The organism is Pseudomonas sp. LBUM1643 (assembly GCF_059716215.1).
In genome coordinates this window covers 1,629,100-1,642,044 of the sequence record NZ_CP166813.1, presented here as the reverse complement: position 1 = coordinate 1,642,044, position 12,945 = coordinate 1,629,100, and the positions used below count along the sequence as shown (strand labels likewise).

Below are 12,945 nucleotides of genomic sequence, written 5' to 3'. Positions count from 1 at the left end.
GCACGATGAGCGCGCCTTTATGATCGGAGCAGATCATGAATAACAACAACAAAGAAAAAAGCCTTAGCAGCATTGAAACAAACGGGGTCGAACAGATTCCGGATCATGAGCGTGACGCCCGACCCAGCGACCTGTTTCGCTTGATCTTCGGCGGCGCCAATACCTTTGCTACCGCAGTGCTTGGCAGTTTCCCGGTGTTGTTCGGACTGTCGTTTCAGGCCGGTGTCTGGGCGATTGTGCTGGGCGTATTGCTGGGCGCGCTGATCCTTGCACCCATGGGCCTGTTCGGCCCGATCAATGGCACCAACAACGCCGTGTCTTCCGGTGCGCATTTTGGCGTGCACGGGCGGATCGTCGGCTCGTTCTTGTCGCTGTTGACCGCCATCGCCTTCTTCTCGCTGTCGGTCTGGAGTTCGGGCGATGCGTTGATTGGTGGCGCCAAACGCTTGATCGGCCTGCCGGAAACCGACCTGACATTGGGTCTGGCCTACGGTCTGTTCGCGATCCTGGTGTTGACCGTGTGCATCTACGGTTTCCGCTTCATGTTGTGGGTCAACCGCATTGCGGTGTGGGCTGCCAGCGCGCTGTTCCTGCTCGGCATCTTCGCGTTCGCTCCGACGTTCGACAGCCATTTCGCCGGCACTGTCGCCATGGGTCAGGCCGGTTTCTGGGCGGCCTTCATCGGCGCGGCACTGGTTGCCATGAGCAACCCGATTTCCTTCGGGGCGTTCCTGGGTGACTGGTCGCGGTACATTCCGCGGGACACCCCGAAAGGTCGAATCATGCTCGCCGTGGTCGGCGCACAAATCGCCACCCTCATCCCCTTCCTGTTTGGCCTCGCCACCGCCACGATCGTTGCGATCAAGGCGCCGGATTACATCGCGGCTAACAACTACGTGGGCGGGCTGCTGGCGGTTTCCCCGAGCTGGTTCTTTTTACCGGTGTGCCTGATCGCCGTGATCGGCGGCATGTCCACGGGCACCACGTCCCTCTATGGCACCGGGCTGGACATGTCCAGCGTGTTTCCACGCGTGCTGTCGCGGGTCAAGGCGACGTTGCTGATTGGCGTGATGTCGATCGCCTTCATCTTCATCGGACGCTTCGCGGCCAATCTGGTACAGAGCGTGTCGACCTTCGCCGTGCTGATCATCACCTGCACCACCCCGTGGATGGTGATCATGATCATCGGTCTGCTGGTGCGTCGCGGCTTCTACTGCCCGGATGACCTGCAGGTGTTTACTCGCGGCGAGAAAGGTGGCCGCTACTGGTTCACCCACGGCTGGAACTGGCGTGGCCTGGGAGCCTGGATCCCGAGTGCCCTGGTGGGTTTGTGCTTTGTGAACCTGCCGGGCCAGTTTGTCGGACCGTTGGGCAATCTCGCCGACGGTATCGACATCAGCCTGCCGGTCACGCTGGGCCTGGCGTCGGTGGTGTATCTGGCACTGCTGACCCTGTTTCCGGAATCGGCTGCTGTGTTCGGGCCGAATGATTCACGCAGCAAGGGCACGGATTCGCTCGTTAAATCGGCGATGCGGCCAGTCGCCTGATTCGAAAAAACGGTGGTTAACGGAACCTCTGTGGCGAGGGAGCTTGCTCCCGCTCGACTGCGAAGCAGACGCAAAACAGGCTAACGGTGTTTCTCATGAAGAAACGCGGTTGCAGGATTTGGGGCTACTTCGTAGCCCAGCGGGAGCAAGCTCCCTCGCCACAAAAAACGGCCTGATTGCCACATTGCTTTTCAGCCTCACCATAAAAAAGACAATCGGAGACACGCCATCATGGCTTTGGATTTATTCGTCGTACTCATCTACGCCGCCGCGATGCTGGTTCTCGGCTACTTCGGCATGCGCAAGGCCAAGACCAACGAAGACTACCTGGTCGCCGGTCGTAACCTCGGCCCGACCCTGTACATGGGCACTATGGCCGCGACTGTGCTGGGTGGTGCATCCACCGTCGGCACCGTGCGCCTGGGCTACGTCCATGGCATCTCCGGTTTCTGGCTCTGCGCCGCACTGGGTTGCGGGATCGTGGCGCTGAACCTGTTCCTCGCCAAACCGCTGTTGAAGCTGAAGATCTACACCGTTACCCAGGTCCTGGAAAAACGCTACAACCCGATGGCCCGCTCGGCGAGCGCGGCGATCATGCTGGCTTACGCCTTGATGATCGGCGTGACCTCGATCCTCGCCATCGGCACCGTGCTGCAAGTGCTGTTCGGCCTGCCATTCTGGATGTCGGTAGTGCTCGGCGGTGGCGTGGTTGTGGTCTATTCGGCCATTGGCGGCATGTGGTCCCTGACCCTGACCGACATTGTCCAGTTCGTGATCAAGACGGTTGGCCTGATGTTCATCCTGTTGCCCATCTGCCTGTACCGCGTTGGCGGCTGGGACGAGTTGGTGCTGAAACTGCCGGCGACCGCCTTCAGCTTCACCACCATCGGCTGGGACACCATCATCACGTACTTCATGATCTACTTCTTCGGGATCCTGATCGGCCAGGACATCTGGCAGCGCGTGTTCACCGTCAAGACCGCAAAGATTGCCCAGTACGCCGGCACCTTCGCCGGGTTCTATTGCATCCTCTACGGACTGGCCTGCGCCCTGATCGGTATGGCCGCTCACGTGCTGATTCCGGACCTGGACAACGTCAACAACGCCTTCGCCGCCATCGTCAAACTGTCCTTGCCGGACGGCATCCGTGGCCTGGTGATCGCAGCGGCCCTGGCAGCGATGATGTCCACTGCCAGCGCCGGCCTGCTGGCCGCCTCCACCACCTTGACCGAAGACCTGCTGCCGAAACTGCGTGGCGGTAAACAGTCGAGCCTGCGCATCAACCGTCTGTTCACCTTCCTGACCGGCATCGTGGTGCTCGGCATCGCACTGGTCGTCAACGATGTGATCAGCGCACTGACGCTGGCCTACAACCTGTTGGTGGGCGGCATGCTGATTCCGCTGATGGGGGCGATCTTCTGGAAACGTGCAACCACCGCAGGGGCCATCGCCAGTATGGGCATGGGCTTTGCCACTGCACTCGTGTTCATGTTCAAGGATGGTCTGGATGCCAACACGCCGATCTACTACAGCCTGGGCGTCGGCCTGGTGAGTTTCGTGGTGGTCAGCCTGATGTCCCGTCGCCCGACCATGGTGGCGAGCGCACTTTAATCTGAAAAGAATGCCTTGATGTTTTCTTCGACGGGTGTGGCGTCGGTTGCCACACCCGTTTTTTTTCGTCTGCAGAAAAGTACTGCGCAGACGAGCGGCAGGGCTTGAGTAGCGCAAGCCTGCTGTACTCAACACCAGGGAAAACAACAATAACGCCCTCGAAGAACAACCATGAAAAGAGCCGCCATTCGTGCCGCCGTGCATCGCTTTATCAGCCGCTTACTGGAATCTCAGGATGACTTCGACGACAACGCGAGCCTGGAGGCGTTGGGACTGGATAAAGAGGAAATTGAAGAGCTGATCTTCCATTTGGAGGATGAGCTGGGATTGACCGCGTTTACGGGTGAGGAAGATCAGATGCTCAGAAACGCAAAAACGGCCAATGACTTGAGCCGTTTTTTAATTGAGATAGAGAGGCATTGAGGAGTGTTTCGCCAATGCCTTTGGCGGGAACCGGATCTGATGGAATATTTCACCTAGGATACTGACGGAGTCGAGCCAGGTGGAGTGTTTTACCTAGAGCACTGACGGAACCGAACCTGGAGGAATGTTTTACCTAAAGCACTGACGGAACGGAACTGTGGCGAGGGAGTTCATCGAATCGTCGCACCGTCCCGCTCGGCGGCGAAGCAGTCGTAAGCTTTTTCTGTTCTATCAGATAGATGTTGGCGGTGAAATGGGGCTGCTGCGCAGCCCAGCGGGAGTGAACTCCCTCGCCACAGTAAACTCCCTTGCCACAGTGAGCGCACTCGCTACAACAGGCCTTCGTCTGTATTACCGGCGGCGTGGCTGGCGTCGACGCTGCTCGTCGTCAGTACGGATTGGCACAGGTTGCAGAGGCGGTTCGATCAAACCGAGTGCGACACCCAGGTCGTGCAGCCAATTTTGGATTTTCTCTTTCATGGTGCCCCCTTCAGGGTAGTGCCGAGCGGCCGGAATTCTGTAGCCGCTTCGCACTGATAATAGTCCGAAGTCCTACGTAATGCTCGGCAAAAGTCGCAATGATCTGTTACTGAATTGATCCAAATCATTAAGTGAGAGCTCAAGCAATCGCCTGAACCGGATGTGTTGCCGACGGATAGACCGTTTGTTGCTGTTCGATCCACGCATTCAGATTGGCACCCACCATGCCTTTGCGCCACATCAACCAAGTGGTCGCGCTCGCGAACGGCTCGGACAATGGGTGCACCGCCACGCTTTCGCGCCCCGGCAGGCTGGCCAGCATCGACTCTGACATCAGCGCCACACCAGAGCCTGCGATCACACACGCGAGCATCCCTGGATAAGACTCAATCTCCATCGCCCGTCCCATGGCCGCGTGGTCATGGGCGAACCAGGCTTCCAGTCGCATGCGGTATGAGCAGCCCTGGCGGAACGTGAACACCGAACGCCCCTCCACATCCAGGGCACTGCGCACGGGTGGATGATCAGCCTCGCTGATCAGCACCAACCGCTCGTCGCATAACGGCACGCCGTCGAGCCCGGCCAGTTCCAGCGGACCGTCCACCAGCGCCGCATCGAGCCGGCCGGTCTGTAAGCCTTCAAGTAATTCTCCGCTGGGCCCTGACTGAACTTGCAGGTTCACCGCCGGGTAACTGCGGTGATAGCGCGCCAGCAACGCTGGAAGGTGGATGGCGGCGGTGCTGTACATCGTGCCAAGCACGAAGTCGCCAGCCGGCTCCCCGCCCTGCACGGCGGCCTGTGCTTCGTCGTGCAGGCTAAACAGCCTGGCGGTGTAGTCCAACAGGACTTTTCCCGCAGGGGACAGTTGCAAACGTTGACGCTCGCGGACGAAAAGTTCGACACCGAGCTGCTCTTCCAGCTGCCTGAGCCGGGTCGACAGGTTCGACGGTACGCGGTGCAGGCGCTCAGCCGCTCGGGTGATCGAGCCTTCTTCGGCGACGGCCTGAAAGATCCGCAATTGACTGAATTCCACGCCATTCTCCAAATAAGAACAAGTTACTCACTATTATTCATTTTTAAAGAAAGTCAATCAGTCCTAGCCTGACGGTCATTGATCCTCTGCCGGAACTCAAACCATGTCTCCCCTGATTCGCTTACTCGCCAGTTTCATCGCGCTCATGATGGCCATGGGCATCGGCCGTTTCGCCCTCACCCCGCAATTACCGCATTTGATCAGCGAAGGTCAGATAGACCTGACCGCCGCGGGCCTGATTGCTGCCGCAAACTACCTGGGCTATTTCGTCGGTGCCGTGGACGCCATGTTTTCCCGACGCCCTGAGCAGGTTCGCCGACGTCTTTTGGGCGGTTTGTGGCTGTGTGTGCTGCTGACCCTGGCGTCTTTCTGGGCCAGTGGTTTCTGGTCCCATCTGCTATTGCGCTTCGGCACCGGCGTCGCCAGCGCCTGGGTCTTGGTCATGATCACCGCATTGAGCCAGCCATTGGCAGCGGCAGCCGGTCGCCCACGACTCGGTGCGCTGGTATTTGCCGGACCCGGCCTGGGTATTTTTCTGACAGGACTGTTGGCGCTGGCCTCGAACCTGCTGGGCCAGACGTCCGCGACGCTGTGGCTGGTGTATGCCGGCGTCGGGTTGGTGATGTTGTTGGCGATCCTGCCCTTTTTGCCGCAGCAAGTCGCGAACGTCACGACACCGATCAATGACGTCCCCACAGGCACCCCGGGCATCGGCCGCCTAGGCGTGATCTATGGCTTGTATGGCCTGGGCTACATCATCCCGGCCACATTCCTGTCGCAAATGGCCAATGCGCAATTTCATGGGCAATGGCAGGCCGACCTGTTCTGGCCCTGCTTTGGACTGGCGGCAGCGACTGGCGTGGTCGTGGTCAGTTTGCGTCGGCACAATCCGGACGCTACGCGGCATTGGTTGATGGCGACATTGTTGCTGCAAGCGGCAGGGGTTTTCGCTTGCCTGCTGGGCAGCGGCCTGGGCCTGGCGCTGGGCGTCATCTTGTGTGGCACACCTTTCCTGGCCTGCATGCAATTGGTGATGCAACGCTCCCGGGAGCTGGCGCCACACGCCACGCAGCGCAACGCCGGATTGCTGACCGCCTGCTTTGCCGTGGGTCAGCTCGCCGGCCCGTTGCTGGCCGCGCTGAGCAGCCATTTCAGTGGCGGCCTGCAAGCCGCATTGATCTTCGCCGGCAGTGGCCTGCTGATCGCGGGCGTACTGTCGATCAGTGCGGTCACGACTGCCCGAGGGCTTTGCGCAAACGACGGCGTACCCACTGCTCAGCACTGACAAACGTGATGCCAAGCAATACCAGTACCGCGCCAATGACGAAGTTCAGGCTCAATTCTTCGCCCAACAGCACAACGCCGAAGGTGACACCGAACAACGGCGTCATGAACGAAAACACAGCCAGGTTTGCCGCCATGTAGCGGCGCAGCAGCCAGAACCATGTCAGGTAGCTGAAGAACGAGACGATCAGCCCCTGAAACAGCACGCTGGCCACCGCAACGGTGGTCAGGCTGACATGTGTCACCTGGCCGCTGATGATCGCAATCAGCAGCAGGCCGACGAAGCCGACCATCAATTGATAAAACAGCGTCAGGGTCACCGGTGCTTCTGATAGACGCGAAGCGCGCACTACCACGGTTGTCGCGCCCCACGCAGCGCCAGCCAGTACGCCCAACGCGTCCCCCATCAACATGCGCCGATCGAGGTTGTCCCAGGAAACGCCACCGGCGAACGCGACGGCGATGCCAATAAAGGACAGAAAGATGCCCAGCCATTGCACCGGCCTCAGACGTTCGCTGGGCAATAGCCAGTTCACGCCCAGCGCCGTAAAAATGGGGGCGGTGTACAGAAAGACGGACATGTGGGCCGCTGTCGTCAGTTGCAGGCCTTCGGAAATGAAAAAAAACTCCAGCCCGAACAGCGCACCGGCCAGCAAACCGCCGCGCCAGGTGGCACTTACCTGGTCCCAGCCGCCTTTCCAGCAGATCAACAATCCTACGAGCACGGCGGAAATGCCCGACCGCCCCGCTGCTTGCATGACCGGGGCAATATCCGGCGCCGCCCATTTGATCATGACCTGCTGGACACCCCAAATCAGGCATAAACCGAGCATGACTTGCAGGGCGAACCCATCGGCGCTACGCCGGGTGGCGCTCACCGGAACACCTCGACAACACAATCCATGGCAGAAACTCGTCAGTCAACGCAAAGCCTCGACCCTCCATTGAGCAATGGCGTCGGGGCGAAAAATTATACGTTCGATTATTAACCAATCGGGCAGGAAATAGCGTCTGCAAGAGACATTTGAATCTCTGGTTGCGTCATCACCCGGCTTTGCGCATTGCCCAATAGCCAACGGTGCACGCAACACAGGTCAGCAGCGCGCCCCACGCCATGTCCATCAAGGCCAGCTGCGCAGACCATCCCTTCAGGGTCGCCCAGTTGCTCAGGTCATAGGTGCCGTATGCGACCAGCCCCAACAACGCGCCCATACCCGCCGCACGTTGCCAGCTCGTCGCCGGCAGCACGACGAACACCACGCAACCGAGCACATACAGGAGGTAGAAGACCGCAGCCGGGGCCAGCAGCGGCCGGTCGAGCATCAGCGAACCGATCAATGACCGATACGTGCGCGCCATCAGCACGCCCAGCCAGAGGCCGTCGAGCACGAGAAACGCCAGCAAGGTGCCTGCGTAGGCAAACAACATTCTTTTCATGATTTGCGACCCCAAAGCCAATGTAGGCGCTGCTACGGACAGCGCCTACAGGAGGCCGTGTCGAGGTCAGCTTAGTTCAATGCGATCCGCATGAATCACGATCTGGCCGTTCTTGTACAACGCACCGATGGCTTTCTTGAAGTTGCCTTTGCTAACGCCAAACAGGCTGCTGATCACGGTCGGATCGCTCTTGTCGCTGACCGGCAGGCTGCCGTTGTTTTCACGCAACTTGGCGAGGATCTTCGAGTTGAGGCTGGTGGCGGCTTCTTCGCCAACCGGTTGCAGGCTCAAGCTGATCTTGCCGTCGGGACGGACTTCCTTGATGAAACCCTTCTCTTCTTTACCGGCACGCATGAACTTGAAGATTTCATTCTTGTGAATCAAGCCCCAGTGCTTGTTGTTGATGATCGCCTTGAAGCCCATATCGGTCGCTTCGGCTACCAGCAAATTCACTTCCTGGCCCGGCGTGTAGTTGGCCGGGGTCTTGTCCAGGTAGCGATCCAGACGTGCCGTCGCGGTGATGCGGCGGGTGTGTTTATCGAGATAAACGTGCACCACGACATACTCGCCAGCCGTCATCTGACGTTTTTCTTCCGAATACGGCAGCAGCAGATCCTTGGGCAAACCCCAATCCAGGAAGACACCAATGCTGTTGACTTCAACTACTTTCAAACTGGCGAAGTCACCGACTTGAACTTTCGGTTTTTCAGTCGTTGCGATGAGTTTGTCATCGCTGTCCAGGTAAATAAAAACGTTGAGCCAGTCTTCATCTTCGCTGGGAATATCTTTGGGAATATAACGATTAGGCAGAAGGATTTCGCCGTCCGCGCCACCGTCCAGATATAAACCGAAGTTAGTGTGTTTAACCACTTGCAAACTGTTGTAACGCCCGACTAAAGCCATGTCCAATACCCTCATTGCGTGGGCGGCATTCTACCCGGTTTTGCGGGCCGCGCTCACCGGCCGGTCCAGCGGCGACAGAAAATCTGGTCTAAGGACTGGTTTTTTCGGATTTCAGGGACAGAGCGGCCACTCGTCTGACATGCAGATGAATATTGCTCTGGCATCGCCGCTATAAATCGCATTTTTCAGAGGCACGTTTTTAGTTAAAACAGCAGCTTAGGGTGATATTACGAAGACAGTTTCCCGACGACACTTCAGCCCGGCTCCAGAGTTTCAGAGGGATATTTGCCAAGCAATTGTCAAGTATTTCCTGTACGATGCATGGCCAAGTTAATTTTCTACAGGTTAATGGCCGCCATGCGTGTAAAAGCATCCAACAGCAAAGCAAAGCCTGCTCCAGCCGTTGAAACCAGCGAATCGATCAACAACCAGATCGCTGCGTTCCTCAAGTCTGGCGGCGAAATCCAGCAAATTGCCAAAGGCGTCAGCGGCCAGACGTTCGGCCCGTCCAAGCAGATCACGCTGGGCAAAAAGTAACACCCGCTGCAACTGGTCCCTGGGTGCTTTGAGCTTCAAAGCGCCTGGACTGGAACCTCCCCGCAACACCCTCCCAAACAAATCAATATTTCAAAAATCGACGAACGGCCTTCGAAGCCGAGCATTCGCCGGTATGCTTGCACACGTCTAGATCAAGCGTTTGCGTAGGTTTTTGGTTCCTGCTCCTCGCTGTTCATGGAGTGACGCATGCTCAAGCCCCCCCTCATATTGCTCGGCACCTTGCTGTCGTGCTCGGTCGCCAATGCGCAAATTTTTCAGCGTGAATTGGGCGACTTCGACCTGAAACTCGGCACGACCCCAAGCCGCAGCATGGCTCAAGGGCTGGTCAAACCCGCCAGCACCGGTTCCTTCCATGGAGGCCTGGACCTGAGTCACGACAGCGGATTCTATGTGGGCCAATGGGCGCCGAGCATGGGGCTGAGTCCGGGAAAAAACCTCGAGGTGGATTCCTACGTAGGTTTTAAACAACCCTTCGACCAAACCCTCGGCTACGAAGTCGGCATGATCCATTACAGCTATCCGAAAGTGGACACGCTCGACAGCCAGGAGCTTTTCGGCGGCCTGACGTTTCTGGGCAGCCGATTCGGCGCGGCCTTCAGCAACGACCCGGACAAACAGAACAGCACCGTCTTCGCAGATCTTGGCGGCAACCAGCCCTTTGGCATCGGGATCAGCATGAAATACACCACCCACCAGCTCAACGCGCCAGTTTCCGTCGATGGCGGCTACATAGGCCGCTTCACCGATTGGTCGGTGCAACTGTCTCGCCCGTTCATGGGCATTGACCTGGACCTGATCTATAGCGATTCCAACCTCAGCGGCAACGACTGCTCCGCCTATTCCGGGCACAACAGCCAGTGCGACGGCCTGGTGACCCTCAAGGCTGAACGCGCCTTTTATTGATAGGCTGAACTGCGAGGCTCATCCTGCGTTCACATGAGCATCCCCTCAAGAAGCCAGGCTTTCGCAAGGACTCGCCCATGTCGCGCTGGTTAAAATATCTCGCCGTCGTTATCACCCTCAGCCTTGCTCTCGGCGCCTGCAGTCGCGTCGGGCTGGCCTATCGCAACCTCGATGTGATCATCCCGTGGACGCTCAGCGACTACCTGGACATGAACGGCGAGCAGAAAGGCTGGTTCAACGAACGCCTCAAGGAGCACCTGAGCTGGCATTGCACCACGCAGTTGCCCGGCTACCTGGATTGGCTGGACCGGTTACAGGGGATGGTGGAAACCAATCAGGTGACCGATGCCGCCCTGCAAGCCCGCACCCAGGAAGCCAAAGCGGCCATCGCCCAGACCGCTCGTGAAATCACCCCGTCGGCCATTGAGTTGTTGAAAGGACTGGACGACAAACAAGTCGCGGAGATGAACGACGCGTTCGCCAAGGATCAGCGCAAACGCCAGGAGGAATACCTCAAACCGTCTCTCGATCAGCAGATCAAAGAGCGTGCGCAGCGGATGGAAAAGCGCCTGGACGACTGGCTCGGCCCCTTGAGTGAAACCCAACGGCAACGTGTCATCGCCTGGTCAACGGCCTTGGGTGACCAGAACACCCAATGGATCGCCAACCGCGTTCATTGGCAGAAGCAATTCAGCGCAGCCGTTGCGCAACGGCAAAGTCCCGAATTCCCACAAAGAATCGAGACGCTTCTGGTGAATCGCGAGAGTTTGTGGACGCCGGCCTACCGCGAGGCCTATGCCAAAACAGAAGCCCAGGCGCGGGGATTGTTTGTTGATTTGATGGCAGAGAGCACGCCGGTGCAACGTCAGCGTTTGCTGAAAAAGATCGATGGGGTGAGGAAGGATTTCAACGACTTGAAATGTTTAAAGGCCGCACAACAAAATTAATCTCAACCCAGGACCAATGTGGGAGCGAGCCTGCTCGCGATAGCGGTTTGGCAGGCGACAACGATGTTCATTGAAACACCGCCATCGCGAGCAGGCTCGCTCCCACCCTGAGCGTCTGAAATATTCAGGCAATCTGCGCTTTCGACGCTACTTCATCAAATGTCAGCTCATCCAGCGCATCTTCCTGCTCATCCAGCACCTGCCGTGGATGATCCTTGCCCGGAATGCTGCTGTCGATCAGGCTCAACAGGCTCGAGCCACGGGGCGTCAAAATGTAATTCGAGCCTGTACCGCCCTGCTCTTCAGGCCGAGGTTCAATATATCCGCGCTCCAGCAGTAACTTTTCATACTCGCCTGCCACCGCTTTCAGGTGATCGAGGTTTTCAGTTTGTTCGCCTTCCGAGGCTTTTTCCGCGGCGTACTGCTCGGCGTAAGGTCGTGGCGTAAAGCTGCTCGCGCCGTTTTGCACTTCGTGCAGCAGGCGCTCGATTAGATCCCAGTTATAAGTCGTCATCCTGATTCAACCTCCAAGCCAGAGAGTGAGATGGCCTTCATAAAGTGTGACCTGCGCGTTGGGCAGCCGTTCAGCCGAGGTTTTCAACCACGCCGACCGGCGGCATGTCGAATCACGCCAGGGCGCAACGACTAGTCTGTGTAAGTCACCTCCCCGCTGCTCGCAGGAGAATCTCTCATGAACGTTCAGAATCACCCGGTCGTGTCCCGAGAAGAATGGCTCGCCGCCCGCCGACAACACCTGGCTAACGAAAAAGCCTTTACCAGGGAACGGGACAAACTCAGCGCTGAACGCCGCGCGCTGCCCTGGGTAAAAATCGACAAGGACTACCGCTTTCAGGGGCCCAATGGCGAATTAAAACTCGCCGATCTGTTTGACGGGCGCAGTCAATTGGTCATCTATCACTTCATGTTTGGTGAGGGCTGGAAAGAGGGTTGCTCCGGCTGCTCATTCCTGTCCGACCACATTGACGGCGCCAATCAGCACCTGGCGCATCATGACATTGCGGTGGTCGCGGTCTCTCATGCGCCGTTTGCCGAATTTCAGGACTTTAAACGACGCATGGGCTGGAAATTCGACTGGGTATCGTCAGCCGGATGCGATTTCAACTATGACTTTGGCGTCTCCGCCCGCGCAGACGAAGTCGCCGCCGGCACGTCCACCTACAACTACGAAAAATCCGAGGGCGCGGAAGAAGAACTCCCCGGCCTCAGCGTCTTTTATCGCAACGACGCGGGAGAGATCTTCCACACCTATTCCACCTATGCCCGCGGCCTGGACATGTTGGTCGGCGCCTACAACTACCTGGATCTGACGCCGAAGGGGCGCAATGAGGAGGAAATCATGGAGTGGGTGCGGCATCACGACCGCTATGAAGAAAAGGCGTCCTCAAGTTGCTGTCACAGCTAGCAGCGATGGGCGAGCGGTGCTGATGAACTTTTTGGTGTTTTCAACCCTCAACCAGTTATCCCGCCTTAACCGGAACTGAGGCCTGCCCATGAAAACCCTGCTGAAACTCACCCTCGCCGCCACCCTCGCGTGCGCCCTGCCCGTTTGGGCCTGCACGCCCGAGGAAGCCACCGCCAAGCGCGAACAACTGGCCAAGGAAGTCACCAAGCTGACCGAGCAGAATCCGGCGAAAGCCAAGGAGATCAATGCCGAACTGCAGAAAATGGACCTGGGAACGGCCAGCGCGGACTTGCCGGACAAGTGTCAGTTGATTGATCAGCGGCTGAAGGAATTGGGTTCGGCTGAGAAGAAGGCTGAAGGCTAAAAGAACAGATCAAAAGATCGCAGGCTGCGCCA

Annotated in this window: 15 protein-coding genes; 9 read left to right on the top strand and 6 right to left on the bottom strand. The window is 58.1% G+C overall.

Annotated features, from left to right (window positions below; translation table 11 throughout):
* Positions 1 to 35: 35 nt before the first annotated feature.
* The 3 genes from ACA063_RS07360 to ACA063_RS07350 all read left to right on the top strand — a co-directional run bounded on the left by ACA063_RS07360 (position 36) and on the right by ACA063_RS07350 (position 3,581).
* Positions 36 to 1,547, top strand: coding sequence for a purine-cytosine permease family protein (locus ACA063_RS07360; protein WP_497665340.1), 1,512 nt, complete (start codon positions 36 to 38; stop codon positions 1,545 to 1,547).
* A gap of 231 nt (positions 1,548 to 1,778) precedes the next feature.
* A complete protein-coding gene (locus ACA063_RS07355) occupies positions 1,779 to 3,158 on the top strand; it encodes a sodium:solute symporter family protein (RefSeq protein WP_497665339.1) in 1,380 nt (459 codons plus the stop codon).
* A gap of 171 nt (positions 3,159 to 3,329) precedes the next feature.
* Positions 3,330 to 3,581 (top strand): acyl carrier protein, encoded by a 252-nt coding sequence (locus ACA063_RS07350; protein WP_497665338.1) that lies wholly within the window; start codon positions 3,330 to 3,332, stop codon positions 3,579 to 3,581.
* A gap of 351 nt (positions 3,582 to 3,932) precedes the next feature.
* Here the strand turns inward: ACA063_RS07350 and ACA063_RS07345 are convergent, their stop codons facing one another.
* Together ACA063_RS07345 and ptrR are read right to left on the bottom strand one after the other, a co-directional pair.
* Positions 3,933 to 4,061, bottom strand: coding sequence for a PA1414 family protein (locus ACA063_RS07345; RefSeq protein ID WP_003184145.1), 129 nt, complete (start codon positions 4,059 to 4,061; stop codon positions 3,933 to 3,935).
* Between the two features lie 139 nt (positions 4,062 to 4,200).
* Complete coding sequence (gene ptrR, locus ACA063_RS07340) at positions 4,201 to 5,094, bottom strand: putrescine utilization regulator PtrR (RefSeq protein ID WP_497665337.1); 894 nt, start codon at positions 5,092 to 5,094, stop codon at positions 4,201 to 4,203.
* A 103-nt stretch (positions 5,095 to 5,197) separates the two neighbouring features.
* Between ptrR and ACA063_RS07335 the strand changes: the two genes are divergently transcribed.
* Positions 5,198 to 6,379 carry an MFS transporter gene (locus ACA063_RS07335; RefSeq protein ID WP_497665336.1) on the top strand — a complete coding sequence of 394 codons (1,182 nt, stop codon included), beginning with the start codon at positions 5,198 to 5,200 and terminating at the stop codon, positions 6,377 to 6,379.
* Here ACA063_RS07335 and ACA063_RS07330 read toward each other — a convergent pair.
* From ACA063_RS07330 to ACA063_RS07320, 3 genes are all read right to left on the bottom strand, one after another.
* The gene (locus tag ACA063_RS07330; RefSeq protein ID WP_194690696.1) at positions 6,324 to 7,256 is read right to left on the bottom strand and encodes a DMT family transporter; all 933 of its coding nucleotides are present in this window, start codon (positions 7,254 to 7,256) and stop codon (positions 6,324 to 6,326) included. The genes ACA063_RS07335 and ACA063_RS07330 overlap by 56 nt on opposite strands.
* 166 nt (positions 7,257 to 7,422) lie before the next feature.
* On the bottom strand, positions 7,423 to 7,815 hold the full coding sequence (locus ACA063_RS07325; RefSeq protein ID WP_497665335.1) for a DUF2177 family protein: 393 nt from the start codon (positions 7,813 to 7,815) through the stop codon (positions 7,423 to 7,425).
* 66 nt (positions 7,816 to 7,881) lie between these two features.
* Positions 7,882 to 8,718: a CvfB family protein gene (locus ACA063_RS07320; protein WP_194690697.1), complete on the bottom strand. Its 837-nt coding sequence runs from the start codon at positions 8,716 to 8,718 to the stop codon at positions 7,882 to 7,884.
* 348 nt (positions 8,719 to 9,066) lie between these two features.
* Here ACA063_RS07320 and ACA063_RS07315 point away from each other — a divergent pair, with 348 nt between their 5' ends.
* The 3 genes from ACA063_RS07315 (at position 9,067) to ACA063_RS07305 (ending at position 11,126) form a co-directional block, all read left to right on the top strand.
* Positions 9,067 to 9,255, top strand: a complete 189-nt coding sequence (locus ACA063_RS07315) for a PFL_1563 family small protein (RefSeq protein ID WP_017337097.1) — start codon at positions 9,067 to 9,069, stop codon at positions 9,253 to 9,255.
* Between the two features lie 207 nt (positions 9,256 to 9,462).
* Positions 9,463 to 10,179, top strand: coding sequence for a TorF family putative porin (locus ACA063_RS07310; protein WP_497665334.1), 717 nt, complete (start codon positions 9,463 to 9,465; stop codon positions 10,177 to 10,179).
* Positions 10,180 to 10,256: 77 nt separating this feature from the next.
* Positions 10,257 to 11,126: a DUF6279 family lipoprotein gene (locus tag ACA063_RS07305; protein WP_497665333.1), complete on the top strand. Its 870-nt coding sequence runs from the start codon at positions 10,257 to 10,259 to the stop codon at positions 11,124 to 11,126.
* A 124-nt stretch (positions 11,127 to 11,250) separates the two neighbouring features.
* On the opposite strand, the gene ACA063_RS07300 is transcribed toward ACA063_RS07305, so the two are convergent.
* Positions 11,251 to 11,640 (bottom strand): transcriptional regulator, encoded by a 390-nt coding sequence (locus ACA063_RS07300; protein ID WP_497665332.1) that lies wholly within the window; start codon positions 11,638 to 11,640, stop codon positions 11,251 to 11,253.
* 177 nt (positions 11,641 to 11,817) lie between these two features.
* Between ACA063_RS07300 and ACA063_RS07295 the strand changes: the two genes are divergently transcribed.
* Together ACA063_RS07295 and ACA063_RS07290 are read left to right on the top strand one after the other, a co-directional pair.
* Entirely contained in the window at positions 11,818 to 12,549 is a 732-nt protein-coding gene (locus ACA063_RS07295) for a DUF899 domain-containing protein (protein ID WP_497665331.1), read from the top strand.
* 88 nt (positions 12,550 to 12,637) lie between these two features.
* Positions 12,638 to 12,913: a hypothetical protein gene (locus tag ACA063_RS07290; protein ID WP_162436882.1), complete on the top strand. Its 276-nt coding sequence runs from the start codon at positions 12,638 to 12,640 to the stop codon at positions 12,911 to 12,913.
* Positions 12,914 to 12,945 lie beyond the last annotated feature (32 nt).

Bases quoted from the DNA above. Each gene is read 5' to 3' on its own strand.
- ACA063_RS07355 (WP_497665339.1), top strand. From the start codon at position 1,779: ATGGCTTTGGATTTATTCGTCGTACTCATCTACGCCGCCGCGATGCTG.
- ACA063_RS07350 (WP_497665338.1), top strand. From the start codon at position 3,330: ATGAAAAGAGCCGCCATTCGTGCCGCCGTGCATCGCTTTATCAGCCGC.
- ACA063_RS07295 (WP_497665331.1), top strand. From the start codon at position 11,818: ATGAACGTTCAGAATCACCCGGTCGTGTCCCGAGAAGAATGGCTCGCC.
- ACA063_RS07335 (WP_497665336.1), top strand. From the start codon at position 5,198: ATGTCTCCCCTGATTCGCTTACTCGCCAGTTTCATCGCGCTCATGATG.
- ACA063_RS07345 (WP_003184145.1), bottom strand. From the start codon at position 4,061: ATGAAAGAGAAAATCCAAAATTGGCTGCACGACCTGGGTGTCGCACTC.
- ACA063_RS07300 (WP_497665332.1), bottom strand. From the start codon at position 11,640: ATGACGACTTATAACTGGGATCTAATCGAGCGCCTGCTGCACGAAGTG.
- ACA063_RS07305 (WP_497665333.1), top strand. From the start codon at position 10,257: ATGTCGCGCTGGTTAAAATATCTCGCCGTCGTTATCACCCTCAGCCTT.
- ACA063_RS07325 (WP_497665335.1), bottom strand. From the start codon at position 7,815: ATGAAAAGAATGTTGTTTGCCTACGCAGGCACCTTGCTGGCGTTTCTC.
- ACA063_RS07310 (WP_497665334.1), top strand. From the start codon at position 9,463: ATGCTCAAGCCCCCCCTCATATTGCTCGGCACCTTGCTGTCGTGCTCG.
- ACA063_RS07320 (WP_194690697.1), bottom strand. From the start codon at position 8,718: ATGGCTTTAGTCGGGCGTTACAACAGTTTGCAAGTGGTTAAACACACT.
- ACA063_RS07290 (WP_162436882.1), top strand. From the start codon at position 12,638: ATGAAAACCCTGCTGAAACTCACCCTCGCCGCCACCCTCGCGTGCGCC.
- ACA063_RS07315 (WP_017337097.1), top strand. From the start codon at position 9,067: ATGGCCGCCATGCGTGTAAAAGCATCCAACAGCAAAGCAAAGCCTGCT.
- ACA063_RS07360 (WP_497665340.1), top strand. From the start codon at position 36: ATGAATAACAACAACAAAGAAAAAAGCCTTAGCAGCATTGAAACAAAC.